Origin of the sequence: Algibacter agarivorans (assembly GCF_039543245.1) — a bacterium.
GTDB lineage: Bacteria > Bacteroidota > Bacteroidia > Flavobacteriales > Flavobacteriaceae > Algibacter_G > Algibacter_G agarivorans.
This window is the reverse complement of sequence record NZ_BAABJJ010000001.1, coordinates 80945-106474: the sequence shown is the minus strand read 5'-3', so window position 1 is coordinate 106474 and position 25530 is coordinate 80945. Positions and strand designations below refer to the sequence as shown.

At 32.4% G+C, this 25530-nt stretch carries 24 protein-coding genes and 1 pseudogene; 16 read left to right on the top strand and 9 right to left on the bottom strand.

Going from position 1 to position 25530, the window contains the following annotated elements:
* Positions 1-34 precede the first annotated feature (34 nt).
* Positions 35-547 carry a GTP-binding protein gene (locus ABD935_RS00550; protein ID WP_345189505.1) on the bottom strand — a complete coding sequence of 171 codons (513 nt, stop codon included), beginning with the start codon at positions 545-547 and terminating at the stop codon, positions 35-37.
* A gap of 168 nt (positions 548-715) precedes the next feature.
* On the opposite strand from ABD935_RS00550, the gene der reads away from it, so the two are divergent.
* Both der and ABD935_RS00540 read left to right on the top strand, forming a co-directional pair.
* Positions 716-2023 (top strand): ribosome biogenesis GTPase Der, encoded by a 1308-nt coding sequence (der, locus tag ABD935_RS00545; protein ID WP_345189504.1) that lies wholly within the window; start codon positions 716-718, stop codon positions 2021-2023.
* Positions 2024-2094: 71 nt separating this feature from the next.
* Positions 2095-3111, top strand: coding sequence for a sugar kinase (locus ABD935_RS00540; RefSeq protein WP_345189503.1), 1017 nt, complete (start codon positions 2095-2097; stop codon positions 3109-3111).
* A gap of 27 nt (positions 3112-3138) precedes the next feature.
* Here the strand turns inward: ABD935_RS00540 and ABD935_RS16565 are convergent.
* The 6 genes and pseudogenes from ABD935_RS16565 to ABD935_RS00515 form a co-directional block, all read right to left on the bottom strand.
* A pseudogene (locus ABD935_RS16565) lies at positions 3139-3513 on the bottom strand (TPM domain-containing protein); the annotation flags it as partial.
* Positions 3514-3695: 182 nt separating this feature from the next.
* Positions 3696-4544, bottom strand: a complete 849-nt coding sequence (locus tag ABD935_RS00535; protein ID WP_345189502.1) for a TPM domain-containing protein — start codon at positions 4542-4544, stop codon at positions 3696-3698.
* Between the two features lie 9 nt (positions 4545-4553).
* Positions 4554-4991: a TPM domain-containing protein gene (locus tag ABD935_RS00530; protein WP_345189501.1), complete on the bottom strand. Its 438-nt coding sequence runs from the start codon at positions 4989-4991 to the stop codon at positions 4554-4556.
* Positions 4991-5578 carry a LemA family protein gene (locus tag ABD935_RS00525; RefSeq protein ID WP_345189500.1) on the bottom strand — a complete coding sequence of 196 codons (588 nt, stop codon included), beginning with the start codon at positions 5576-5578 and terminating at the stop codon, positions 4991-4993. The genes ABD935_RS00530 and ABD935_RS00525 overlap by 1 nt, the downstream gene beginning before the upstream one ends.
* A gap of 296 nt (positions 5579-5874) precedes the next feature.
* Positions 5875-6204, bottom strand: a complete 330-nt coding sequence (locus ABD935_RS00520) for a MerR family transcriptional regulator (RefSeq protein WP_345189499.1) — start codon at positions 6202-6204, stop codon at positions 5875-5877.
* Positions 6204-7175 carry a M23 family metallopeptidase gene (locus ABD935_RS00515; RefSeq protein WP_345189497.1) on the bottom strand — a complete coding sequence of 324 codons (972 nt, stop codon included), beginning with the start codon at positions 7173-7175 and terminating at the stop codon, positions 6204-6206. The genes ABD935_RS00520 and ABD935_RS00515 overlap by 1 nt, the downstream gene beginning before the upstream one ends.
* Positions 7176-7393: 218 nt before the next feature.
* Here ABD935_RS00515 and alaS point away from each other — a divergent pair, with 218 nt between their 5' ends.
* The 8 genes from alaS to ABD935_RS00475 all read left to right on the top strand — a co-directional run bounded on the left by alaS (position 7394) and on the right by ABD935_RS00475 (position 18304).
* Positions 7394-10006 (top strand): alanine--tRNA ligase, encoded by a 2613-nt coding sequence (gene alaS / locus ABD935_RS00510; protein WP_345189496.1) that lies wholly within the window; start codon positions 7394-7396, stop codon positions 10004-10006.
* A gap of 160 nt (positions 10007-10166) precedes the next feature.
* Entirely contained in the window at positions 10167-10451 is a 285-nt protein-coding gene (locus tag ABD935_RS00505) for a GxxExxY protein (RefSeq protein WP_345189587.1), read from the top strand.
* Positions 10452-10509: 58 nt separating this feature from the next.
* On the top strand, positions 10510-11475 hold the full coding sequence (locus tag ABD935_RS00500; RefSeq protein ID WP_345189495.1) for a GSCFA domain-containing protein: 966 nt from the start codon (positions 10510-10512) through the stop codon (positions 11473-11475).
* A 308-nt stretch (positions 11476-11783) separates the two neighbouring features.
* Positions 11784-12323, top strand: a complete 540-nt coding sequence (locus tag ABD935_RS00495) for a hypothetical protein (RefSeq protein WP_345189494.1) — start codon at positions 11784-11786, stop codon at positions 12321-12323.
* A 70-nt stretch (positions 12324-12393) separates the two neighbouring features.
* Positions 12394-14235 (top strand): outer membrane protein assembly factor BamB family protein, encoded by a 1842-nt coding sequence (locus tag ABD935_RS00490; RefSeq protein ID WP_345189493.1) that lies wholly within the window; start codon positions 12394-12396, stop codon positions 14233-14235.
* A 525-nt stretch (positions 14236-14760) separates the two neighbouring features.
* Positions 14761-16707 carry a tetratricopeptide repeat-containing sensor histidine kinase gene (locus ABD935_RS00485; protein WP_345189492.1) on the top strand — a complete coding sequence of 649 codons (1947 nt, stop codon included), beginning with the start codon at positions 14761-14763 and terminating at the stop codon, positions 16705-16707.
* 70 nt (positions 16708-16777) lie between these two features.
* Positions 16778-17428, top strand: coding sequence for a response regulator (locus ABD935_RS00480; protein ID WP_345189490.1), 651 nt, complete (start codon positions 16778-16780; stop codon positions 17426-17428).
* A gap of 261 nt (positions 17429-17689) precedes the next feature.
* Positions 17690-18304: a DUF4230 domain-containing protein gene (locus ABD935_RS00475; protein ID WP_345189489.1), complete on the top strand. Its 615-nt coding sequence runs from the start codon at positions 17690-17692 to the stop codon at positions 18302-18304.
* Between the two features lie 412 nt (positions 18305-18716).
* Here the strand turns inward: ABD935_RS00475 and ABD935_RS00470 are convergent, their stop codons facing one another.
* A complete protein-coding gene (locus ABD935_RS00470; RefSeq protein ID WP_345189488.1) occupies positions 18717-19022 on the bottom strand; it encodes a rhodanese-like domain-containing protein in 306 nt (101 codons plus the stop codon).
* Positions 19023-19135: 113 nt separating this feature from the next.
* Between ABD935_RS00470 and ABD935_RS00465 the strand changes: the two genes are divergently transcribed.
* From ABD935_RS00465 to ABD935_RS00440, 6 genes are all read left to right on the top strand, one after another.
* Positions 19136-19885 carry an enoyl-CoA hydratase/isomerase family protein gene (locus ABD935_RS00465; RefSeq protein WP_345189487.1) on the top strand — a complete coding sequence of 250 codons (750 nt, stop codon included), beginning with the start codon at positions 19136-19138 and terminating at the stop codon, positions 19883-19885.
* 282 nt (positions 19886-20167) lie between these two features.
* Positions 20168-20755 (top strand): TIR domain-containing protein, encoded by a 588-nt coding sequence (locus ABD935_RS00460; RefSeq protein WP_345189486.1) that lies wholly within the window; start codon positions 20168-20170, stop codon positions 20753-20755.
* 2 nt (positions 20756-20757) lie between these two features.
* Positions 20758-21156 carry a hypothetical protein gene (locus ABD935_RS00455; protein ID WP_345189484.1) on the top strand — a complete coding sequence of 133 codons (399 nt, stop codon included), beginning with the start codon at positions 20758-20760 and terminating at the stop codon, positions 21154-21156.
* A gap of 1 nt (position 21157) precedes the next feature.
* Complete coding sequence (locus ABD935_RS00450; protein WP_345189483.1) at positions 21158-21736, top strand: TIR domain-containing protein; 579 nt, start codon at positions 21158-21160, stop codon at positions 21734-21736.
* A gap of 223 nt (positions 21737-21959) precedes the next feature.
* Complete coding sequence (locus tag ABD935_RS00445) at positions 21960-22703, top strand: hypothetical protein (protein WP_345189482.1); 744 nt, start codon at positions 21960-21962, stop codon at positions 22701-22703.
* Positions 22696-23283 (top strand): hypothetical protein, encoded by a 588-nt coding sequence (locus ABD935_RS00440; RefSeq protein WP_345189481.1) that lies wholly within the window; start codon positions 22696-22698, stop codon positions 23281-23283. The genes ABD935_RS00445 and ABD935_RS00440 overlap by 8 nt, the downstream gene beginning before the upstream one ends.
* Positions 23284-23608: 325 nt before the next feature.
* Here the strand turns inward: ABD935_RS00440 and ABD935_RS00435 are convergent, their stop codons facing one another.
* Positions 23609-25372, bottom strand: coding sequence for an aromatic amino acid hydroxylase (locus ABD935_RS00435; protein ID WP_345189480.1), 1764 nt, complete (start codon positions 25370-25372; stop codon positions 23609-23611).
* Positions 25373-25530: the final 158 nt, after the last annotated feature.

Genomic DNA, 25530 nt, shown 5'->3' with positions numbered 1-25530 from the left:
AATAACAGTTTTAGCCAAAAACACAAGATTGCTGTTAAGGCGCTTTGTCTTGCTCAATACCTAAAACGTTATACATAAAATCATTTAGTAAACGCATATCACTGGTGCTTGATGCCTTGCCAATACTACCAGCAAAGTATAAAACAACCCAAATGAGTACCATCAGAATCGTTATACTGGCTTGTATAGTAAAAGCTTGTCCTAAAGTCCAATTGGTATAAGTCCAAATTCCGAAGGCAATAAACACCCCTGCAACCATAAAATGCAGAAACATAAAAAGTGTCCAAACGGTTGGGTTGGGGCCAAATAAGCCATGGATTACACTATGGTTTTCGTCAACTTCATTAATTTCAAGATGCAATTGCGGGGACCAAAAACTTTGCTTGTCCTTTGGAAACCTTATAAAAACGTGGTCATCAACCCTAGTAATAATAAAATCTGATTGTGTTGTTTTAGCATTCCTGAAATCACTTAAAATAGCTTGATTATATCGTGGAATTTCCATTTTAAATCGAGGTCGTAAAACAATGTCATTTGGTAGTGGCATCAAATATGAGTTTAGCACAGTAAATTACTATTTTTTATTGAAACTTAAAATACTTTCAATCTTTATTAAAAAAGAACTTTGCGTCGTCTATATTTCCTATTTTTGCAAAATATTTCGGATAGAAATAATAACGGCATCAGATAAGGTGTATCATACAATTTAAAAATCATGAGTAATATAGTAGCCATAGTAGGAAGACCAAATGTTGGAAAGTCAACGTTTTTTAATCGTTTAATCCAACGTAGAGAAGCCATTGTTGATGCCGTAAGTGGCGTTACTAGAGACCGTCATTACGGAAAAAGTGATTGGAACGGAAAAGAGTTTTCTTTAATTGATACAGGGGGTTACGTTTTAGGGAGTGATGATGTTTTTGAGACAGAAATAGATAAGCAAGTTGAGTTAGCTATTGATGAAGCTGATGCCATTATTTTTATGGTGGATGTTGAGTCCGGTGTTACAGGCATGGATGAAGATGTTGCTAAACTTTTAAGAAAAGTAAATAAACCTGTTTTTCTTGTGGTCAATAAAGTGGATAATGGCAAGCGTGCCGAAGATGCCGTTGAGTTTTATGCCTTAGGTTTAGGTGAATATTATACTGTTGCTAGTATTAATGGTAGCGGAACAGGTGAATTGTTAGATGCGCTTGTTGAAGCTTTACCTGAAGTTGAAGAGGTAGAAGAAGTTGAAGCTTTACCGCGTTTTGCAGTAGTTGGTAGACCTAATGCTGGTAAATCGTCATTCATTAATGCTTTAATAGGTGAGGATAGGTATATTGTAACAGACATTGCAGGAACAACACGTGATTCTATCGATACCAAATATAATCGCTTCGGATTTGAATTTAATTTAGTAGATACTGCTGGTATCCGAAGAAAATCTAAAGTAAAAGAAGACTTAGAGTTTTATTCGGTAATGCGAAGTGTACGTGCCATAGAGCATAGCGATGTGTGTCTTATCGTTTTAGATGCCACTCGTGGTTTTGACGGTCAGGTACAAAATATCTTTTGGTTAGCCGAACGTAACCGAAAAGGCATTGTTGTTTTGGTTAACAAATGGGATTTGGTGGAAAAGGACCATAAGTCCATGAAAGAATATGAAAAAGCCATAAAAAAGCAAATGGAACCCTTTACAGATGTTCCCGTTATATTTATTTCGGTATTAACCAAGCAACGTATATTTAAAGCTATTGAAACAGCTGTTGAGGTGTATAAAAACCGTACCAAGAAAATTAAAACCAGTAAGCTTAATGAAATCATGTTGCCTATAATAGAAAGTTACGGACCACCAGCTTATAAGGCAAAATACGTGAAAATTAAATACGTTATGCAATTGCCAACACCGCAACCACAATTTGCGTTTTTCTGTAACTTGCCTCAGTATGTAAAAGACCCTTATAAACGTTTTCTAGAAAACAAACTACGTGAGCATTTCGATTTTAAAGGGGTTCCTATTAGTGTATATATGCGTAAAAAGTAATTTTTATAAAAGATTATAGTTTGATTACCATGCTAATTAATTATTTTTAGAAAAAATAATATAATCATTAGATGAGTCAAACTATTACTTTTGGAGAGGTGCTTATGCGTATATCACCTCGAGGAAACAGAAAATTTATTCAGTCCAATACTGTAGAATTTTATTTTGGAGGTACGGAATTAAATGTGGGAATTTCCATTGCTAATTTAGGAGGAAATGTAAAGCATATTACCTGTATTTCAGATGATTTTATTGGAAATACAGCTTTAGCGTATCTTAATAAATTTGATTTAGACACTACGGCTATTGTGCGTTCTAATAGACCATTAGGAGTTTATTTTTTAGAAGTTGGAGCCGTTATGCGTCCAAGTTCAATTTCTTATAATCGATCACATTCTGCTTTTTCTGAAATCAAACCTAGCATGGTTGATTGGGAAAAATCATTGGCAGATGGTAGTTGGTTTCATTGGACAGGAATAACACCAGCATTATCCAAAGGGAGTTTTGAAACCTTAAAGGAAGGACTGTTATTAGCAAGAAAAAAAGGCATGTGTGTGTCTGCTGATCCAACATATAGGAGTGGCTTATGGAATTATGGCGTTGATCCTAAAGAAGCATTAACAGAACTACTTCATTGTTCTACCATTTTTATAGGAGGTATTAACGAAATGAACGAAGTTCTAGGTACCGATTTTGGTTATAGCAATGATGAGTTTATTGAAGCTAGCAAACTACTTATTGAGAAATTTCCATCCATAGTTAAGGTGTTTGATAAAATAAGAACATCAATCAATTCTTCTTGGCATAAAATTCGAGCTAGAATGTGGAACGGCAAAAAGTTCTGTGAAACGGAAGATTTCGATATTACGCATATTGTTGACCGTATAGGTACTGGTGATGCCTTTGCGGCTGGTTTAATTTATGGTTTGCAGCATTATGATGGTGATACTAAGGATACTAAGGCCATGCAATTTGCAAGTGCCGCATGTGCCCTAAAACATACGTATGTGGGCGATGTCAATTATACTACAATTGATGAGGTTTTACGCATTGTAGATGGGAATGTGACTGGACGTTTTAATAGGTAAAAACCATAATTTTGAAATTAACATGCTTTAATGCCATTTTTTTATAATGGAATCTAAAGTATTATTAATCCCGTTATAGTATTCACCTTTTTTAAAACTAGGAACAATAGTATTGGTAATTAAGTTTTGACAAATAGAATCGGTAATAATTTTTTCGGTCCCATAACCAATACAAATAGAAATTTTTCGACAAGGATTGCACAATATTACTAATAAACCGTTGTTCTTTTCCTTGTCCCCTAAACCCCATAAATTAGCAACATCGGTTCCATATTTCTGGATATTATCATAAGGTTTTATAGAGTCTACAGTAAGTATAGCAATTTGATTCGTTGAAACCTTTTCATAATCAACAATCTTTTTGTTTAAAATCCGGGTTTCTGTAGAATCAAAAACAGAAGATAAATCATAAACCGCTAGTTGTTATTCGTTTATCGGAAGGCTTTGGTGATTAATTGAAGTATATTGAGTTGATGAGCTTTTTTTGGTTTTACAAGAAAAAACAACTGTTAAAAAGACAAGAATTATGACTAATTTTTTCATCTAAATAAATATTTGAGTTGAATAAAACTGAAAACTAACTTTTACCAACCACCAGAAGCGCCACCGCCACCAAAACCACCACCGCCGAAGCCGCCACCAAAACCACCGCCACCTGAACTGCCGCCAGAGCTACTGCCCCAACCGCCAGATGATCTTCTACGGTAATTACCGCGTCCCATGTTGCTAAGTATGATAGCTTCTAAAAGGCCACCTCCATTAGATCTATTACCACCGTTTCTACCGCCACCGCGTCTGCTTTTAGAAATAGAGATTAGAATAATAATAAATATAAAAACGAGAATAAATATAAATCCAATTGGAAACTCATTATTTGATGATACTCTAGAACCTTTATACTCACCATTAAGAACCTCAAAAATAGCATCAGCACCTCTATTTAATCCACCAGGGTAATCATTTTGCTTAAAATATGGGATAATATCGCGTTCTATAATCCTTTTTGACATAGCGTCAGTAAGCAAGTGCTCCACGCCATAACCTGTGTTTATAGCTATTCTTCTATCGTTTTTAGCCAGTAAAATTAAAATGCCATTATCTTCTTTTTCCTGACCAATGCCCCATGCTTGTCCCCATTTGGCACCTAAAAAGTTAATGTTTTCACCTTCGGTGGAATTGATTATAGCGACAACAATTTGAGTAGAAGTCGTATCTGAATATTTAATAAGTTTTTGTTCTAAATTTGATTTCTGAGAAGCAGAAAGTAAATTAACATAATCATAAACACTGGTTTGAAACTTTGGTTTTTCAGGGACTTCAAATTGCGCGAATGAAACACTAAAAGAGAAAAGTGCTATAAGCAAGGTGAGTATAACTTTGTTTTTTTTGTTATACTGTGATTGCGACTGAATACTGCCAACTGAATACTGCATAATGAAAACCTATCCTTTAGAAATCTCGTTAGTTAATTCATTAGTATCTAAATCTTTATAAGGAAAATGCTTTTTAAGTTGTTCGCCGGATTTTAAAATACCATCAACCAAACCTTGTTTAAAATCACCTTGTTTAAAATGCGATTGCATAAGGTCTTTAGTGCTATCCCAAAAATCAATGCCTACAACCTTATTAATGCCTTCATCACCATAAATTACAAACGATTTTTCTTCAACAGCTACATAAATTAAAACAGCGTTTTGAAGTTTCGTATTGTCCATTTTCAAAATGTGAAAAAGTTCTAAAGCACGATTTGTGGCATCGCTGTTAGAAGTTTTTTCTATATGCACACGTATTTCCCCCGACGTATTTAACTCTGCTAATCGAATTGCTTCAACAATGTCTTGCTCTTCGGCTGCAGTAAGAAAATCTTCAATTTTAGACATTAAAATTCTACTTTAGGAGTGTTTTCGCTACCTGGTGCACTTTTAAATCGTGCCATTTCTTCAAATCCAAATAAGCTGGCTAATAATTTTCCAGGGAATTTAGTTGTAAAGATGTCATATTTGTTTACCGCGTCGTTATAGCGGTCTCTGGTAACATTAATTCTGTTTTCAGTACCTTCAAGCTGTGATTGTAATTCTAAGAAACTTTTGTCTGCTTTTAAATCGGGGTAACGTTCTACGGTTACTAATAGCCTAGATAAAGCGCCACTTAAACCTTGTTGTGCCTGCTGAAATTGCGCCATTTTTTCTGGTGTTAGATCACCAGCATCAATAGTAGTTTTTGTAGCTTCAGAGCGTGCTTTAATAACGCCTTCTAAAGTTTCTTTTTCATGAGCGGCATATCCTTTTACGGTAGCTACTAAGTTGGGTATCAAATCTGCACGACGCTGGTAGGCACTTTCAACATTAGACCAAGCTGTTTTCGCATCAGCTTCATATTCTACGGCAGTATTGTTAAATCCTTTAGCCCAAGAATAGATTCCAATTACAACAATTGCTATAATAATTAATGGTAGAAATTTTTTCATAATAAATTATTTAGTGAGTGTTTTTTAATTCCTATTAATAAGACACTAAATTTATGAAAAAGTTACTTGTTTTAAGTGTTTTTTTGAATAAAGTAAGTAAATTAATGAACACATTTAAGCTTTTTGGATTGAAGCGAAAATTAAACATTTTGTGACCAGTTGAAGGTTTTTATGAGTTGCATAGCATCGTTACGGAACGAAAAAAAGACAAAAAATGGTTGCAAAAAGACAATTTTTTAGCCAATTAGAAAAGTTTAAATGAGTTCAATATGTCGTTTTAAAGTAATGATTAACGTTTACAGGTGTTGTTTTATTTTAATAAGTTGATTTCTTACATCTTCAAGCTTATTAATAATTTCAAAATTATTAAGCGCTTGTTTTTTTTCTTCTTTCAAATGCGTTTTCGCACCGTCAAGGGTAAATCCACGTTCTTTTACAAGATGATAGATGAACTTAAGGTTTTTTATGTCCTCAGGTGTGAATTTACGGTTGCCTTTAGCGTTCTTTTTGGGTTTGAGAACATCAAATTCTTTTTCCCAAAAGCGTATTAATGAAGTGTTTACGTTAAATGCTTTAGCAACTTCGCCAATGCCATAATATCGTTTTTCTGGTAAATCTATATGCATTAATCTAGAGATTGATTTTCTAAAGAAGCATGCTCCAATAGTTTATTGAATTCTTCCGCAGTTAAACTACCATAATAAAAGTTTATAGGGTTTATGCGGTTTCCGTCTTTAAATATTTCGTAGTGTAAATGCGGTGCTTGAGAACGTCCTGTGCTACCCACAAATCCAATTAGATCACCACGCTTAATTTTTTGGTTTCTTCTAACATTGTATTTGTATAAATGCGCATATAAGCTAGTGTAGCCATAACCATGGTCTATTCTTATATGCTTACCGTAACCACTAGAACCAGAATCGGCACGTACAACAATGCCATCGCCACTGGCATAAATGGGTGTTCCTCGTGGTGCGGTAAAATCCATGCCCCAATGCATTTTTCTAACTTTAGTAAATGGGTCTGAGCGCATGCCGTAACCCGATGCCATACGTGTTAAATCTTCATTGCTAACTGGTTGTATAGCAGGAATAGCAGCTAATAGCTTTTCTTTTTCTTCAGCGAGATCTGCAATTTCATCAAGAGATTTAGATTGGACTACAATTTGTTTTTGTAAAATATCTAAACGTTTGTTGCTTTCAATTATTAATTTAGAATTATCAAAACCTTCTAAGTTTTTGTACCTATTAATTCCGCCAAATCCAGCTTTACGTTGCTCATCAGGAATAGGGTTTGCTTCAAAATAAACACGGTAAATATTATTGTCTCTATCGGCAACATTTGCTAAAACAGCCTCTGCATGTTCCATTTTTTTGTTGATTAATCCAAACTGTAGTTGCGCATTTTGTAGCTCTCTCTTTAAAGCACGTTCTTTAGGTGATTCAATATATTGACTTGCAATAAAAACGAATATAAAAGCGAAAAGAACAGATGCTAAAATAAATATAGACGCATACTTAAAAGTAGTCCGTTTTTTGCGTTCTATTTTTCTGTAAGAAAGCGAATCAGAATCGTAATAATATTTTACCTTACTCATTTCTTAAATTATACTATTTTTGCGCTTTATAAACTTTAATTAAAGTGTGTAAATTTGTAATCTAACGAGCAAACAATAATAATATTATAAACAAAAATGTTAATGATATTTATCGTGTTGGTTTGCACTTTTCAAAAATCAATGCGATATTTTGGTGAGTAAAGATAAAAATTGTTTTGTAATTAATATAATATAACAGAAAAGAGCGTAATTTATATATGAAGTCTCAAGATATCCGATCTAAGTTTTTAAGTTTTTTTGAAGATAAAAAGCATAGTATAGTGCCATCTGCACCCTTGGTTTTAAAAGATGACCCTACTTTAATGTTCGTAAACTCGGGGATGGCACCTTTTAAAGAATATTTTTTAGGACATGCTAAACCTAAAAATAATAGAATTGCAGATTCTCAAAAATGTTTGCGTGTTTCTGGAAAACATAATGATTTGGAAGAAGTTGGTTATGATACTTACCACCATACCTTATTTGAAATGTTGGGTAACTGGAGTTTTGGTGATTATTTTAAAAAAGAAGCCATTGCTTGGGCCTGGGAGTTGCTTGTTGAGGTTTACGGCATTGATAAAGATATTTTATACGTTACGGTTTTTGAAGGTAGTGATGATGCCGACAACCTCGATATGGATACAGAGGCTTATGATTTTTGGAAACAATATATTTCTGAAGACCGTATTTTAAAAGGTAATAAGAAAGATAATTTCTGGGAAATGGGAGATCAGGGCCCTTGTGGTCCATGTAGTGAAATACATGTCGATATTCGTTCTGCTGAAGAAAAAGCAAAAATTCCAGGAAGGGATTTAGTGAATATGGATCATCCGCAAGTCGTAGAGATTTGGAATTTGGTTTTCATGCAGTACAACCGAAAAGCAAATGGCTCGCTTGAAATTTTACCAAATAAACATATTGATACAGGTATGGGATTTGAGCGTCTTTGTATGGTTTTACAAGGCGTTCAGTCTAATTATGATACCGATGTGTTTACGCCAATAATCAGAGAGATTGAAACCATTACCAATAAAAATTACGGAAAGGATGAAAAGGCAGATGTCGCCATTCGAGTTATTTCAGACCATGTTCGTGCGGTAGCATTTTCAATAGCCGATGGGCAGTTACCTAGTAATACAGGTGCGGGCTATGTGATTAGAAGAATTTTGCGTCGCGCAGTACGTTACGGTTTTACGTTTTTAGATAAAAAAGAACCTTTTATTTATAGGTTGGTTGATGTTTTAAGCAATAAAATGGGAGTCGCTTTTCCAGAATTAAAAGCGCAAAAACAACTGATTGAAAATGTTATAAAGGAAGAAGAACAGTCGTTTTTAAGAACCTTAGATCAAGGATTGGTTTTATTAAATAGAATTGTTGAAGAAACAAAAGGAGATATCGTTTCGGGTGAAAAAGCTTTTGAATTATATGATACTTATGGGTTTCCTATAGATTTAACAGCATTGATACTTTCTGAAAAAGGATTGAAATTAGATGAAAAAGGATTTAATGAAGAACTTCAGAAACAAAAAAATCGTTCTCGTGCAGCAAGTGAAATGTCTACTGATGATTGGACGATTTTAAATGATGACGCCGAAGAAGAGTTTATAGGATACGATACGCTTGAAGCTCATGTGAAATTAACCAAATACAGGAAAGTAACCTCTAAAAAGGATGGCGATATGTATCAATTGGTATTTAATTTAACGCCATTTTACCCTGAAGGCGGAGGGCAAGTTGGTGATAAAGGCTATTTAGAAGATACGCATGGCGATGTGGTTTATATTCTAGACACTAAAAAGGAGAATAACATCATCATTCATTTTACAAAAAATTTACCAGAGCATATAAACGAGGTTTTTAAGGCTGTTGTAGATAGTAAACAGCGCCATAGAACGGAGTGCAATCACACGGCTACACATTTGTTGCATCAAGCTTTAAGAGAAGTTTTAGGGACACATGTAGAACAAAAAGGATCTGCGGTACACTCTAAAAACTTGCGTTTTGATTTTTCGCATTTTTCAAAGCTAACAGTAGAAGAGTTACGTGAAATAGAAAATTTTGTAAACAGAAGAATAGAAGGGAAATTACCACTAGTAGAAAAACGAAATATCCCTAAAGAATCAGCCATTGCAGATGGTGCCATGAGTTTATTTGGTGAAAAGTATGGGGATACCGTACGCTCCATTCGATTTGGGCAATCTATTGAATTGTGCGGAGGTACCCATGTGAAAAACACAGCTGATATTTGGCATTTTAAAATAGTATCAGAAGGTGCAGTTGCCGCAGGAATTAGACGTATTGAAGCCATTACAAACGATGCTGTTAAAGATTTTTATTTTGAAAATAACAGAGCTTATTTTGAAATGAAAGATTTACTTAATGCGCAAGAACCAGTTAAAGCACTTCAGAATTTACAAGAAGAAAATGCCAATCTTAAGAAGCAAATTGAGGGTTTGTTAAAAGACAAAGCTAAAAACATAAAAGGCGAGCTTAAAAATGAATTAACCGAAATTAACGGTATTCAGTTTTTAGCTAAGAAATTGGATTTAGATGCTGGAGGCATAAAAGATGTCGCTTTTGAATTAGGCGGTCAGTTTGATAATTTGTTTTTATTATTTGGAGCAGAACAAAACGGAAAAGCATTGTTGTCGTGCTATATTTCAAAAGAATTAGTGGCGAGCAAAGGTTTAAATGCCGGACAAGTGGTTCGAGAACTTGGTAAATATATCCAAGGCGGCGGCGGCGGACAACCATTTTTTGCAACAGCGGGAGGTAAGAATCCTAACGGGATTGATGAGGCGCTAAAGAAGGCGCAAGAGTATTTGAAATAGTCGCGCAAAGACGCAAAGTTGAATGCAGAAAATAGGACGCAAAGTTGTATGAATGAAAAGGGGGCATTTTGAGAATTATTTGGCTACAATAATTGTTGATTGCTGTTATCAAATCCATGTTGGTTTAGGTCCTGGTTTATTAGAATCAGTTTATTAGGAAATTTTATTTTCTGAATTAACGGAAAGAGGATTAAAAGTAGAACAGCAAAAACAATTGCCTGTTATTTGGAAGGATAAAAAATTAGATTTAGGATTTAGAACCGATTTAATAGTCGAAAATAAAGTCATTATTGAAATTAAATCAGTACTAGAAATCTATCCAGTTTACTCAAAACAATTAATTACATATTTAAAGTTATCTGGGTTGAAATTAGGACTATTAGTTAATTTCAATAGTCCTTTAATAAAAACTGGAATTACAAGATTAGTAAATGGTTTAGAATAGAATTTCATGTTTTTAAACTTTGCGTCTTTGCGCCTTTGCGCGAAAAAATATTTATGAGATGAACCTTCAAACCAAAATACCATTAGAAAAGCAGTCTAAAAACCTAATAGACTACAATTCTAATATCTTATTAATGGGGTCTTGTTTTTCAGAAAACATTGGTAAAAAGTTAGAGTACTTCAAGTTTCAAAATCTTCAAAACCCTTTCGGGATTCTATTTCATCCAAAGGCCATAGAAACTTTAATTAGCAATGCGATAAATCAAAAAGAGTATTCAGAAGATGATATTTTTTTTCATAACGAGCAATGGCATTGTTTTAATGCACATTCAAAATTAAGTAACACTTCAAAAGAAGACTTACTTAATGCGCTGAACACACATATCAAATTAACGCATCAACAAATAAAAAAATCAACACATATCATAATCACATTAGGGACTGCTTGGGCGTATCGTTTTCTTGAAACCAATAATTTGGTTGCCAATTGCCATAAAGTGCCGCAAAAGCAATTTAAAAAAGAAGTGTTGTCTGTTGAAGATATATCGAGTTCGTTAAAGAATATTTCAGATTTAATCCAAAACATAAATTCAGAAGCATCTGTAATTTTTACAGTATCACCAGTCCGTCATTTAAAAGATGGTTTCGTTGAAAATACCCAAAGCAAAGCGCATTTAATTACCGCGATCCACGAGTTCTTTAATCAAAAATCGTCAATCGTTAATCGTCAATCGTCCTATTTTCCCTCCTACGAAATCATGATGGACGAACTTCGAGACTATCGTTTTTATAACCAAGACATGATTCATCCTAATCAAACAGCCATAAATTATATATGGGAAAGTTTTAAAATGGTTTGGGTTTCAGAAAAAACTTCAAAAGTCATGAATGAAGTTGATGCCATTCAAAAAGGACTTCAGCATAAACCATTCAATGCTGAATCTCAAGCACACCAACAGTTTCTTCAAAATTTAGAAGCTAAAATAAACCAGCTTCAATCTCAATATCCAAATATTAAGTTTTAATATGCATCACGCTAGTTTTTTGGTCTTGGTTGTCCCCTTGAGGGGACTTTAGGGGTGTTTTTTACTCGTTGATAAGTAGAGGGTTATAGATTGTGCCAATGGAAGAGAGCTTTAGGTTGTTTATAGGGGGGTATTGCTGTACTGTTTGTCAACTTCTACTATAAATAACAGGTAATCCATTTAAACTAAATAGTTTTTTTCTTCAGTTTTTATATTACGTATATCAAAATATACGTAATTCATCGTATTGATTTCACTTCCTTATTGTTGCAGTTTTGTAGAACTATTAACCAATAAAACATTCAACAATGAGACATTTAAAACAAATGATGTTATTCGTAATGGTGGGATCATTACTAACAATTACATCATGTTCAAAAAGTGATGATGGCGGAGGCGGAGGAAGTGCAGCTTCGGGAACTCTAACAGCAAACGTTGGCGGAGCATCTTTTCAGTCAATGGAAATTTCATCGAAAGCAACCCTAGCGAATGCTGGTGGAATTAGCAATTTAATCATTATTGCTTCTAATAGCGATGGTAACGCCTTTGCTATTACTATTTCTGGTTATACTGGTGAGGGAACTTACGATATTACAGGCGCTAGCATAGGAGGAGTTGTAGGGTCTTATACTGAAACCAATGTTAACTTAAGCAACCCAACAGCTTCAACAACTGAAATATGGCAAGCGCCTTATGACGATACTAAGGTTGGAACGATATCTGTTTCTGAAGAAACCGCTACAAATGTAATAGGTACTTTTAGTTTTAAGTGCAAGAATGTAAACGGTGATGGTTCTGTAAAGAATATTACTGACGGTTCTTTCAATTTATCAAAACAAACCATTTAGATATTAAATAATAGAGTTATGTGAATTTCACATAACTCTATTTGTTATTATTAACTAAACAAATTCAACAATGAGACATATAAAAATATTTGTTTTTCTATTAGCCGGATCACTAATGTTAAACGCACAAAAAGCAGAAACACCTGATTTTACATATGATATAGGTGGAAAAATTGATCAAATGACTTTGACTAGCTCAGGAGTCATGTTAATTACTCACGGTAAGGGTTTAGCTGGTGTAAAACCAGGACAGGATGGCTTAGTATTTAACTTTGATGATTACGGAAAAGTAAAACAGGAAGAAATATTTATAGTTCCAAATACTCCATATGTTATGGTTGGTCAAGCAGGTTTTGGTGGTATTGCCGCAAAACAAAGCGTTATAGACGTTGTTTCTGGAAAACGTTTGTTCGATACCAAAGCAAATGGATGGAAAGCTGCAGGCAGACCAACTTTAATGATGCCGGAAAATAAATTAATTGTTTCCGGACAACGAACAGCAAAAGAAAAGTACACTCAAGCAGTTGGTATTTATGATATGGGTACAGGTAAAGAAATAAAGCTGTTTAAATTAAAAGGTTCAAATTCACTTACAGGAAGACCAAGTATCATTGATGGAGGCGTTATACTGCCAACTTTTAAAGGTATTTATAGAATAGATATGAATACTGGAGCAGAAAATTGGGTAGTAGACTTAAAAAATGTGGCTTACGTTATTCCTGATAAGGATGGAAAATCTATGTATGCCGTTCAGGGCAAGGGTAAAAATCACATGGTTCATAAAATCAGTGCTTCTGGTGCTCAAATATGGGGAGAAGGTAAAAAACTTAAGGGTGTAGTGTCTAATTTTGAAGTGACTCCTAAAGGTTTGGCTATAGTTAGTGATGTGGCAGATTCTGGTAAAAAAGGTTTAGGAAAATTAGCGTCGGCCAAAGCACAGAGTAATATTTCATTTTTATCTTCAAGTACAGGCGAAGATTTATGGGAGAAAGCACCAAAAACTAAGGGCTATGTACAGCATTTTTATATTGTAGATGATGGTATTTTATTTGGAGTAGGCGAAGGTGGTATCAATAAAATTTCTTTTGATGGAAATCCATTATTCAAAAAACCTTTAAAGACAGGTGAAAACATTCATACGATGGCATTAACCAAACAGGGTATGATTTATATTACCGATACTGATGCGGATATCATTAATTTGGATACAGGGGAGTCTATTTGGAGTAAGCCAATTAAGTATAAAAAGGCAAAAGCGGTTACTAGTACTTATGATGAAGCACATAGTCGGTTTTTAATCAGCACAGGTGATGAAATGATTGCCATAGATGAAAACTCTGGTGATATTAGCACCTTAGCAACCTATAAATTTGATGAAAAGGAATATCCAACAGGTATTGATGCTAGAAATGGTGGTTTGTTATTAACATCAGATCAAAATATGATGATGCTAGATTTTGATGGTTCAGAAAAATTTCATGAGTATTATAGGTCTCCGGGTAAAAGTGCTTTTGCTATTGTTGCTTTAAGCGCATTAGCTTTAGCGTCAACAGCGGCAATGGCTGATGCCAGTTTTCAAGCAGGGGCTAATAAAAATTATTTAGGTCAGTACAATCAATATGGTGCTCAAAAACAAAGAGAGGCAGATGCTTTTGCCGCTATTGCTACAGCATCTTTTAACGAAATGGCAAAACGTTTTAATGCCACAGCAGCTACTGAAAACGCACAATTTATCTTAACTAAGCTTGATGATGGCATTGGCTTAGTAAAAGTTAATAAAGATAGTGGCGTTGTAGAAAAAGAAATTATCCTAAAAGATAAGAAACCAACGTATGAAGTTGATGGTTTTGGTGGGTACTTATATTATTTGGCTAATAGCAATAGTATTTACGCTTATAACCTTAAAAAATAAATCTTGTTGTTGAGATTTGTTGATTGGGCGTGATAATCAGATTATTGCGCTTAATCTTTTTTTATAATATTTGGTCGGAAATTTATCCAACATATCACTTTTAGTTGTAGATTTAAAATGCTATTAATCAGTTCATATCAAAAAACATCAATGATTTTAACCAATAAAATGGTTGATAATTGGTGTTTTTTTTTGCATCTATTTTTGATTTTAAAGTTTATAGAAAATCTTCATAAGGATGGACTTGGATTTTTTTAGCTTATTAATTTATTTACTCATAGTAGTATCAGTTGCTTTTGTGGTTAAAGCTTATTTAGATACTCAGACAATAAAGGAAAACACGTATAAAAACTATTTGTTATTGCAAGAACAGTTCGTGTTAGAAAAGAGTAAATCTAAAGTAAATATTGAAAAGCTGCAATTGGCCGACAACCTATATGGCTTACTTTTTAAAAGACTTTTCAAAATAACAAAAGAATTTCTTTTGTTACAAAAACTTATATTTGATAAGCAATCTTAATTTTTATGAAGCATAAGTGTCTTTTAGTCATATTGATATTGTTCAGTTTTTATAGTTTTTCTCAAAAACCTGTAAAAATTATTGATAGTTTAAAACAGGTAGTTTCTTCCAATATATCAGATTCTTTAAAAATATTAGCTTATAGCGATTTATGCTGGTATTATAGAAACATATCTATTGATTCTGCATTTAATTATGGTAATTCCACATTAAAGCTTTCTAAAGAAACAAATAGCAAGAAAGGTGAAGCTCAAGCCTATAACGATATTGGGATTCTGCATTATGGTTTAGCTGAATACGATAAGGCTTTAGGCTATTATAAAAAATCCTTAAGTATACGAGCAACTCTAAATGACACAATGGGTTTGGCAGCACTTTACAATAAGATTGGGCTCGTACATCAAAATAATTTTAAAATGGATTCCGCAATTTTTTATGCTACCAAGGCCTTAAAAATATATGAAGATAAAAACCATACTAGATATGCAGCATTAATTAAAAATAATATTGCAAATATTTATAAAGGATTAAAACAATATAGGAAAGCTTTAAATATTCATCTTGATTTAGCGAGAATAAATAAGGGAAATAAAGATTATTTAGCGCTTACAAAATCGTATAATAATATAGCCAACGCCTACTTGTTCTTAAAGGATACGATAGGTAGCATTGATTACTATAGAAAAAGTATTGAGTTAGCAGAAAAATACAATTATAAAAAGGAATTAGCCGCCTTATATAATAATTATGGTGGTGTTTTACACGCTAAACAAGAATTTATAAATGCTATAGAGTTTACTTCTAAATCTTTAAAATTAAGAGAAGAATTAAATGATAATTATGGTATTGCAAGTTCATCGCTTCATCTTGCTGGATTATATCTTGATTTAAAGGAATTTAATAAAGCAAAAGAATATTTGTATTCCGGATTGCAATTATCGGAAAAATTTAATGCTAATGAACTCAAATTAGATGCTTATGATAAAATGGTTTCCTACTACGCCTTTAAAAGGAACCCAGATAGCATTATATATTATAAAGAATTATTCAAAACGTTAAAGGATACTATTTTTAGTCAGCAAGTAATCAAAGAAGTGACCGAAGTTCAAGAAAAATATAATACAGCAGAGCGTGAAAAGAAAATCCTAACTCAGCGCACTGAAATTGCCGAAAATGAATTAAGCCTTAACAAAAAGAACACCCAGCTAATTGGTTTAGGGGTTCTAGCAATTGTTCTGTCTCTTTTAGGTTATTTATTGTATAACCAACAAAAACTTAAAAACCAACAACTTAAAAAAGAAAGCGAACTTAAGGAAGCTTTAGTTAAAATTGAAACCCAAAATAGATTGCAAGAGCAACGCTTAAGCATATCTAGAGATTTACACGATAATATTGGCGCACAACTCACTTTTATTATTTCGTCCATTGAAAATTTGCAATATGGATTTAAAATCAAAAACGAAAAGCTTATTAATAAACTTTCAAATATTGGTGTTTTTACTAAAGACACCATTTATGAGTTAAGAGACACTATTTGGGCCATGAATACAGGCGAAATTTCTTTAGAAGATTTACAAACTAGAATTTCAAATTTTGTTAGTAAAGCCAAGGTCGTGTCTAATAAAACAAGTGTTAGTTTTAATATTGATGAAAATGTTCCTAAAGATTTAAAATTCTCTTCAGTTAAAGGCATGAATATTTATAGAATCGTACAAGAAGCCATTAATAATGCTTTGAAATATGCCGATGCAGAAACGGTAACGGTTAATATTTCTAAAACCAATCAAGATTTTCTAATTGAAATAAATGATGACGGAAAAGGATTTGATGTTGGTAATCAAAAAGATGGTAACGGACTTAATAATATGAAAAAAAGAGCCCATGACATTGATGCTGAAATTAATGTTGTAAGCGAGTTAGATAAAGGAACTGTAATATCCCTTGTAATATAAAATATACGACAAATTACGTATGGTATAGTACGCTAAAAATGATGACTTTTATATTTGTAAACCAATCGAAATGAATATTAAAATAGCCATAGTAGACGATAATTCCTTTTTAATTACAGCAGTAAAAGAAAAACTTTCTTTTTTTGAAGATATTAATTTGAAGTATTCTGCAATGAATGGTTCAGATTTATTGGGAAAATTAGAAGATAATCACAACATAGATATTATTCTAATGGATATTGAAATGCCTGTTTTAAATGGTATTGAAACCACCGAAATTGTCAAACAAAAATATCCGCACATAAAAATTATAATGCTCACGGTTTTTGATAACGATGAGAATATATTCAATGCTATAAAAGCAGGAGCCGATGGTTATTTACTAAAAGAAGTAAACCCAAAAGATTTGCATGATGGCATTGTTGAAACTCTAAAAGGGGGCGCAGCAATGAACCCTTCCATAGCAATGAAAACCCTTAAGCTTTTACGTAATCCCATTCAAATTCAAAGCCAGCAAGACAAAGAAGATATTACCTTAACTAACAGAGAAACCGAGGTCCTAGAGCAATTAAGTAAGGGCCTAAGTTATAATGCTATTGCCGATAATTTAATTCTTTCAACAGGAACTATCAGGAAGCATATTGAAAATATCTATAAAAAATTGCAGGTTCATAATAAGTTAGAAGCGGTTCAAAAAGCAAAAAAGAATAACTTGATATAATGTTAGTTTAACGTTTTCATAATATAGGTTTTAGAAGTATTACGTATGTTTGTGCTGTTATTTAAAAATAACAAAATATGCATTGGTTAGACTTCTTATGTCGAAGGAAACTAATGTTTTTTTTGTTTAAAGAAGTTTCTACTGAGGTTTACGAAGAAGTAACCAACGAAAATGTCATTCCTCGAAAGGCGGGAATCTATCCTTGATAAATATTTGTCATTCAATAAAGTTGCTACATTTAAAATATTTCTAACTTAGCCTATGCGAAAAATTCTATTTGGTGTCATTATCACTTTAATTGTTTTGTTTACTTTCAAATATTGTGAAGATAAGAAAGAAGATAAAATAGTGCTTCAAGAAAGCTCTACACTCATCCAAGAGCAAATTAATAAGGTTGGAAAATTAATTGTAACCGAAGGCCATTTTAGTGAGGTTTTCAATTATAAAAATTCTAAAGATATTTTTGGCGATTATTTTACTTCCGAAAAAAAAGCACTTATCGTTGTAAATGCCGACGTTACTATTGCTTATGATTTGGGCAAAATTGAATTTGAAATAAATGAAAAAACTAAAACCTTAACTATTTTAAGTATTCCTGAAGAAGAAATAAAAATAAATCCAGATTTTGAATATTATGATATTCAATCCGATTTTTTAAACCCTTTTGAAGCTAAAGATTATAACGATATTAAAAATATTGTAAAACAATCCTTGAACAAAAAAATAGAAGCTTCGGATATTAAAACAAATGCAAAAAACAGGTTAATCAGCGAGCTTTCAAAATTTTATATACTAACCAATTCACTCGGTTGGACTTTACAATATAACAATACGCCAATCACTAAAAATGAAGAGTTGCAATTCATAAAGCTATAGTTTCTGAGTACATACCAAAAATTAAAAAGTGTGACATTGAGACACGAGAAAATAAATTCACAAGCGGTAGGAAAGACCTAAAATGAATATTTGTTTTCATATTTTTTAAAGCCCAACGATTTTTTTTATCAAATTGATAAAAAAAATGAAGTACAAAAGATAGCAAAGATAGTTTACGGAGTGATATTTATACGTTAAGTTTCTTGGTAAGGATTGTCCCCTTGAGGGTTATCGAAATGAAAATATATTTTCATTGAAGATACCGAGCGTAGCTCATTAGGGGTGTTTTTTTTGACAAGCTGATAAATAATATAGTAGCAAAACACGTCAGTGGTAGCGCACTCGAAACCTATAAAATTTAGACTCTACCCTAAAAATAGAATTGCTTTTATGTCGAACTCACCTGTTATAACTATAGCTTACTGTTTAAGCTTGCCCAGCCACCGCCGTTTACAGCGTCAATACCATTGTTTTTTAAAATTGAAGCAGCACTTCCAGAACGCATGCCACTTGCACAACAAGTAATAACTGGTTTGTTGAGTTTTTTTATCTCCTGAATTTTAGTGCTGATGTTTTGTAGCGGTATATTTTTTGAACCCTTAATAGCACCTTGGCTATATTCCTTAGTGGTACGAACATCTATAATAATAGCACCTCTAGTTTGAAAATCTTTAATCATGTTATTTTTATTACCAAATAGTAAATCTAATAAGCCCATAGTTTAATTTTTAATGCAAATTACTTTATTTTTTTTTAATGTGTACGTAACAAAAGTTGCATGACAATGCATTAAAATTTTATGTATATTCAACCTTTAAAATTTGAGTATTTATGGAAGCCTATGTTACGCTTACTATTGAAAATGAAGTTGGTTTTATCGAGTTTTTTCATCCTAACAGAAACTCAATGCCTAGTGCTATTTTAGCACTATTAGAGCAAACTATTATCGATGCTGGTAAAAATGATAATGTAAAAGTTATTGTTTTAAAAAGTGGTGGAGACAGAACCTTTTGTGCAGGAGCCAGTTTTAATGAAGTCATTGCTATTGAAAATGAAGCATCTGGAAAACGATTTTTTATGGGTTTTGCTAATGTTATCAACGCCATGCGTAAATGCCCTAAGTTGATTATTGGTCGTGTACAAGGCAAAGCTGTTGGTGGTGGCGTAGGATTAGCAGCTGCAACCGATTATTGTTTGGCTACAAAACATGCATCCATTAAGTTAAGCGAATTAAGTATTGGTATCGGACCATTTGTTATAGAACCGGCTGTTTCTCGTAGAATTGGAGCAACAGCAATGTCTCAAATGACCATTGATGCTGAAACTTTTTTTTCCACAGAATTTGCGAAAAGTAAAGGCTTGTATTCTGATGTTTTTGAAACTGTTGAAGCATTAGACGAAGCCGTTAAAACAATGGCTGAAAAATTAGCAAGTTATAATCCTGAAGCTTTAAAAGAAATAAAAACCGTTTTTTGGAAAGATACCGAGCATTGGGACACATTGTTAGCTGAACGTGCCGAAATAAGTGGCAAACTTGTTTTAAGTGCGTTTACTAAAAAGACTTTGAAGCGGTTTAGGTAATTGTATTTCCGCTTTTAAACATAAATACTTATGGCGTCCAGAACCTGCCAAACAGACATCGTGGCACAAATTGGCAATATCTTGAATTCAAGTTTCAAATAATCTTAAAACCCGGATAGTTTTCTGTTAGTGATTTTTGTTTTTTCGTACAGAAAATTAATTATCTTTACGGAGTAACAGTAACAAAAAAGTTACCATATCCTGATTTATTTACGGGATATCGGTAATAAAAGTTACTATATAACGAGTTTGCAGTAAGCTGAAAAAGAACTTAATTTAACAATGAGTATAATTACAAAATCACATCTTCGAGGATTTAGAAACGCAACAAGAACCTTTAGTAAAGGTATAAATGAAAGTTTGCTAGAATTTTCAAGTGAAACTAAAGCGGAAAAAGTAACAATTTTCTTATCTCATAAACACGATGAAACAGAAGAATTAGATAGTGCTATTTCTTTATTAAAAAGTTTTGGAGTATTAGTTTATGTAGATTGGCAAGATGATGGAATGCCAAAGCATACAAGTGGGACTACAGCTAATAGAATCAAAGAAAAAATTAAAGAAAATCAAAAATTTATATTTTTAGGAACAGAAGGTGCAATTTCCTCAAAATGGTGTAATTGGGAATTAGGTTATGGAGATTCTCACAAGTATCTAAAAAATATTGCGATTTTACCTATTAGAAATGATATTAACTCTAGTTATTCTGGTTCAGAATATATGCAAATATATCCTTCAATAGAACATTTAGATGGAACAAGAAAGAATAACGCAGGAGATTATATTCCAAAAGGTTACTACGTTCTTGAACCAGCAGATTCAAACGGAAGTCAATCATTCGTCACATTAAAAAAATGGATAATTAGATAAAAATGGAAAATAAAATTAAGCACCTTGAATTTATTCAATTAGTGATTACTAGAATGAATGTAAATTCATTTTTACTACGTGGTTGGTCTGTTACATTAGTAGCGGCCCTTTTTGCATTTGCTGCTAAAGACACTAATATTGAATATGTACTCATTACCTACATTTCTACACCTTTGTTTTGGATTCTTGATGGCTACTATTTAGGCCAAGAAAGAAAATATAGGGATTTATATAATTCAATTAGATTAAAAGATGAAAGCGAAATTGATTTTGATATGAATGCAACTATTATGAACAATAATAAAAATAGTTGGATATCAAGTTTATTCTCAATTACAAATTTGATATTCTACGGAACATTAATAGCGATAACTTTGGTAGTAATGCTTATAATTAATTAAGATGGCAAAAAGAATATTTTTTAGTTTTCATTATCAGGATATTATAGATTTTAGAGGCAATGTTGTAAGAAATCATTGGATGACAAAACCTAATAGAGAAACAGCTGGTTTTTTTGATGCTTCAATATGGGAAACAGCAAAGAAAACAAGTGTAATGGCTTTAAAAAGATTAATTAATAGTGGTCTTAAAAACACTTCAAAAACGTGCATATTAATAGGTTCTGAAACTTATAATAGACGTTGGGTTAGATATGAAATTTTTAGAAGTATTTATGACGGAAACGACTTAATTGGAGTTCATATAAATAAAATTAAAGGAAAAAATGGTCTCACTAAAAATTATGGTCCAAATCCTTTCGAATATTTAGGTTTAGAATTTAGTTCTGATGGTTGGTATGCACAACCAAGAGAATATAAAATTAGTTCGTGGGGAAATAGTCGAGATTTTGATAGATATAAACTTAATGTCAGAATATCAGAGGATTTAAGAGGAAAGTCAATAAACCTTACTCGATGGTCTACTACATATAAATGGATAAAAGACGATGGGTATAACAACTTTGGAAAATGGGTTTCGTAAAAAGCCTACTGCCAACAAAGTACTGTATAAAACATAGCTAGTAAGTGCTAAATCGTAAGGTTTGTGCCTATTTTCATAGACCGCCAAATTTTTAAATTTGGCTTTTAAAATAAAAAAGATAAAACAAAATATAAAAATTCGGCTCTGTGTTTATCCGAAAAGTTAGCGTTTATTTATACGCTACGTTTCATACACAAGACCGTTAGGTAACATATCGCTGAATATGATAGCAGAAATCAATAATAAAATTCCATCTAAACTTTCGAATAGCGAAGATTTATTAACAGGTAACTTTTTTGGTATTATGAGATATACTAATATTGAAAATACAATTCCTTGTATATTTGAAGCAAGTACTTTTAATAAAGCAGAAGACAAAAATATTTTTGACAAAGCAATAAAATCGATTTGTAAAACACAAGATCCATTTATTTTTTGGCCTAAATATGAGGAAAATGAAATCGATTTAATTATTGAATTAAGTGAATATGTAATAGGTGTAGAAATAAAATACAATTCGGGTTTATCATCTGATGATGAAGTTTCTAATCTCGAGAATAATGAAATTCAAAATAGTTGTAATCAGCTAGCCAGATATTCCAGAATGTTAGAAAGCAAATATCCCTTTAAAAAAAAGGTATTATTATTTTTAGCCAAAGAAAACAATGCATCTCATATATATTACTCTGTATTAAATCGAAATATAATTAGTAATAATGTTTCATTTGGGTTTCTATCTTGGCAAGAAATTCTCATTTCTTTAGAAAAATACAACCCATCTTCAAATGAATTAATAATAATAAATGACTTAATTATATATCTTAATCAAAAAGGATTTGATACTTTTAAATCCTTTATTACAAAGGAAAACATTTCTAGAAATAGCTTCTTCAAATTTAACTTTAATGAAAAATTTTCCTTTCAATTAAAAAGAAAAACATCTAAATTATTCTATAAATATGAATGATACAGCAAAAAATATAGACAATGCGTTTTTAGTAGTCAGAGAAACTTATACTAACCTAAATAAATTATTCTCTGCACTTGATAATGAATGTATTGAGAATGGATTTATTAATATTATTAAGGACCAAAAACCCTTTTTAAGATGGAAATCAGATAACGAACCTTTCGGTTGGTTAATTAATTCATTTGTGAAATTATATCAAAAGAAAGATTCTCCAAGAAAAAATGAGGATTCGCTATCAAACGAAATAAGAAAAGATAATAATATTTACGCATTAGAATTTAATTTAGAAAGTTCTCCTGTTATTAGAATTGCTAAATTTTCATTTAGTTCAAATAGTTGGACAACATCACCTACAGTTTCTGAACATTGGATATTTTATTGGCCGTTAAAAAAAACGAATTCTAAGGAATTTGAATTTTCAACTGATAACGATTTACAAACCTCCACACCTAAAAACGAAACAACCATAAAAAAATTCAAAAAGCTAAAAAGTGTAGAGTATAAAGAAATATTACTTACAGAAATTACATCTAAAAATTTTAGTGAAAAAATATTTAAGGTATTTGATGAATTATAAAAATACGTTACCTAACATGCGTATAAAACAAATAAAAAAATAACTCGATAGCATTCGTCTGAAACGAGTGCCGTTACAGTAATAATAAAAACTTAATTTTACTGTCATGTCGAACGATAGCGAGACATCACATCATATATAGAAAAGCTGAGTGCATGACAAAAATTAATTTTTGAGAAATAAACTTTTCGCAATTTTATGGATAACCAAGACCTCACAGGTTTTTAAAACCTGTGAGGTCTATATGCCGAAGTAGTCTAAAGGTGTTAAATATGGCGGTTTATATTTCTATTCTAAATTTTTGTCCTGTACTAAAATAGAAAAGTTAAATTGAACTGATTCGATTTGTCTTTACAATCTCCAACCCATCATCAATCAACCGACCTAATTCTGGTTTATTTTGTTTTATAGTTTCTAAATGGTTTACTATTTTTTCACACAATTTAGTTTCATTTCCTAGGTGTGCTAATTCATAAAGTTCAACAGGTAACAGCCAATCATTAGGGTGTTTTTCAATAAGTTGTTCTAAAACTTTAGTTCTGGAAATCGTTCTGTTTTTTCCTTCTCTATAATCTCTAACTTGTTGGTATAAAGCTTCAAGCTGAATACGTTCCTCAGATTTTTTTACATGAATGGTATGTGTAGAAGGGACATGTGTAATTAAATTAAAGCTATTTAAGTCTGCAGGCCCTGAAAAAGCTGAGACAATATTTTTGCCAACAGCCATATCATAAACGCCCCATTCAGGTTTAAATAGCGTGTTATCATGATGCGTTACCATGCAGTTTTTAAAACTAATCAATATTATTTTTCCTTGAAGGTTTCTTTTGCCCGTAATAATTTCTCCCGAAACCGTTATCCCGCCTTCAAATACAAGCGTTACAATCTTCTCTTCATAAATGTTATAGGCAGCCAAATCGCGTGGACTCATATCTTCAATTGCAATATTAATGCCCTTTAGTTTTCCTATGGGGGAGCCAAAACCTTTAGTATGATATGCTGTGCCATGACCCACCAATTCTTTTTCTCTGTATGATAAAGCCGTTTTTCCTTTGGTTTGAATATAAATGGCGTTCCCGTCGGCATCAATAACATTAGAAAACACGCCAGAAATTTGAAGTCCTGTACTCAGTTCAATGGTGCCTAAAGCTTTTGAGTGTATCAACTTTTTAACTCCTGAAAGGCCCCCCCTTCGTAATGCCATGGTATTGGCAAATTCTTCTAAAATCAAACTTAAATGCGCAAAATCGGGTGTTACAAATAGTTGGGGTTGCGGTTTTGTAATATCAAAATCTTTGTAAGCTGCATTGATGTTGTACGGGAGTTTTTTAACGGCGTCGGTCATGCACCAAGCACTTTCGCCAATAGATGATAATAAGCCAGCACCGTATATTTTGGGATTCTCAACGGTGCCAATCAAACCATATTCAACGGTCCACCAATGCAGGTTTCTAATCAGTGCCATTTCACTAGGTTTGCCCATGTTTTGTTGCAAATCTTCTACTTTTTTTTCAGCGGAAGCGATATCTGTTTCTAAAGAATTCGGGGCTTCTTTAATAATGGATAAATGCCTTACGGCTTCATACAGTTCGTAATCTTTAGCCGATGATATGGCTTTACATCCAATTTCGCCAAAGCGTCTTAAATATTCAGCATATTCCGGATTAGCAATAATAGGAGCGTGTCCAGCACCTTCATGAATAATATCTGGCGCAGGTGTGTATTCAATATGCTCCAATTGTCTAATATCACTAGCAATAACCAATACATTGTAAGCTTGAAATTCCATAAAAGCATTTGGTGGAATAAAACCATCTACAGCTACTGCTGCCCAGCCAATATCCTTTAAAATGCGGTTCATGCCATACATGTTTGGAATGCTATCAATAGAAATGCCTGTTTGTTTTAAACCTTCTAAATAGGAGTTGTGCGCCACCTTACTTAAAAAGTCTACATTTTTTCGCATCACGTAACGCCACACGGCTTGGTCGACAGCTGAATAGTCCTCGTAATTTTGAGGTTTTATAAACTGTTTCAAGTGTTTTGGTAACTTTTGTAGTATTTCGTTAGATTCAAATAAATTCGACATTGCTGATTTTTATATGATAAACCTATATAAAAATACGAATAATTCATTAAAATAGTAAATTTTTAACTTTTCTTTCAATAATGCTGTTTAAGAATGATGTCTGATTAATTAATCATTAAAGATTTCCATATATTTAGTAAACAAAATTTCAATTAATA

Excerpts from the sequence above, each read along its gene's own strand:
- ABD935_RS00550 (WP_345189505.1), bottom strand. The coding sequence starts at position 547 with ATGCCACTACCAAATGACATTGTTTTACGACCTCGATTTAAAATGGAA.
- der (WP_345189504.1), top strand. The coding sequence starts at position 716 with ATGAGTAATATAGTAGCCATAGTAGGAAGACCAAATGTTGGAAAGTCA.
- ABD935_RS00540 (WP_345189503.1), top strand. The coding sequence starts at position 2,095 with ATGAGTCAAACTATTACTTTTGGAGAGGTGCTTATGCGTATATCACCT.
- ABD935_RS00535 (WP_345189502.1), bottom strand. The coding sequence starts at position 4,544 with ATGCAGTATTCAGTTGGCAGTATTCAGTCGCAATCACAGTATAACAAA.
- ABD935_RS00530 (WP_345189501.1), bottom strand. The coding sequence starts at position 4,991 with ATGTCTAAAATTGAAGATTTTCTTACTGCAGCCGAAGAGCAAGACATT.
- ABD935_RS00525 (WP_345189500.1), bottom strand. The coding sequence starts at position 5,578 with ATGAAAAAATTTCTACCATTAATTATTATAGCAATTGTTGTAATTGGA.
- ABD935_RS00520 (WP_345189499.1), bottom strand. The coding sequence starts at position 6,204 with ATGCATATAGATTTACCAGAAAAACGATATTATGGCATTGGCGAAGTT.
- ABD935_RS00515 (WP_345189497.1), bottom strand. The coding sequence starts at position 7,175 with ATGAGTAAGGTAAAATATTATTACGATTCTGATTCGCTTTCTTACAGA.
- alaS (WP_345189496.1), top strand. The coding sequence starts at position 7,394 with ATGAAGTCTCAAGATATCCGATCTAAGTTTTTAAGTTTTTTTGAAGAT.
- ABD935_RS00500 (WP_345189495.1), top strand. The coding sequence starts at position 10,510 with ATGAACCTTCAAACCAAAATACCATTAGAAAAGCAGTCTAAAAACCTA.
- ABD935_RS00495 (WP_345189494.1), top strand. The coding sequence starts at position 11,784 with ATGAGACATTTAAAACAAATGATGTTATTCGTAATGGTGGGATCATTA.
- ABD935_RS00490 (WP_345189493.1), top strand. The coding sequence starts at position 12,394 with ATGAGACATATAAAAATATTTGTTTTTCTATTAGCCGGATCACTAATG.
- ABD935_RS00485 (WP_345189492.1), top strand. The coding sequence starts at position 14,761 with ATGAAGCATAAGTGTCTTTTAGTCATATTGATATTGTTCAGTTTTTAT.
- ABD935_RS00480 (WP_345189490.1), top strand. The coding sequence starts at position 16,778 with ATGAATATTAAAATAGCCATAGTAGACGATAATTCCTTTTTAATTACA.
- ABD935_RS00475 (WP_345189489.1), top strand. The coding sequence starts at position 17,690 with ATGCGAAAAATTCTATTTGGTGTCATTATCACTTTAATTGTTTTGTTT.
- ABD935_RS00470 (WP_345189488.1), bottom strand. The coding sequence starts at position 19,022 with ATGGGCTTATTAGATTTACTATTTGGTAATAAAAATAACATGATTAAA.
- ABD935_RS00465 (WP_345189487.1), top strand. The coding sequence starts at position 19,136 with ATGGAAGCCTATGTTACGCTTACTATTGAAAATGAAGTTGGTTTTATC.
- ABD935_RS00460 (WP_345189486.1), top strand. The coding sequence starts at position 20,168 with ATGAGTATAATTACAAAATCACATCTTCGAGGATTTAGAAACGCAACA.
- ABD935_RS00455 (WP_345189484.1), top strand. The coding sequence starts at position 20,758 with ATGGAAAATAAAATTAAGCACCTTGAATTTATTCAATTAGTGATTACT.
- ABD935_RS00450 (WP_345189483.1), top strand. The coding sequence starts at position 21,158 with ATGGCAAAAAGAATATTTTTTAGTTTTCATTATCAGGATATTATAGAT.
- ABD935_RS00445 (WP_345189482.1), top strand. The coding sequence starts at position 21,960 with ATGATAGCAGAAATCAATAATAAAATTCCATCTAAACTTTCGAATAGC.
- ABD935_RS00440 (WP_345189481.1), top strand. The coding sequence starts at position 22,696 with ATGAATGATACAGCAAAAAATATAGACAATGCGTTTTTAGTAGTCAGA.
- ABD935_RS00435 (WP_345189480.1), bottom strand. The coding sequence starts at position 25,372 with ATGTCGAATTTATTTGAATCTAACGAAATACTACAAAAGTTACCAAAA.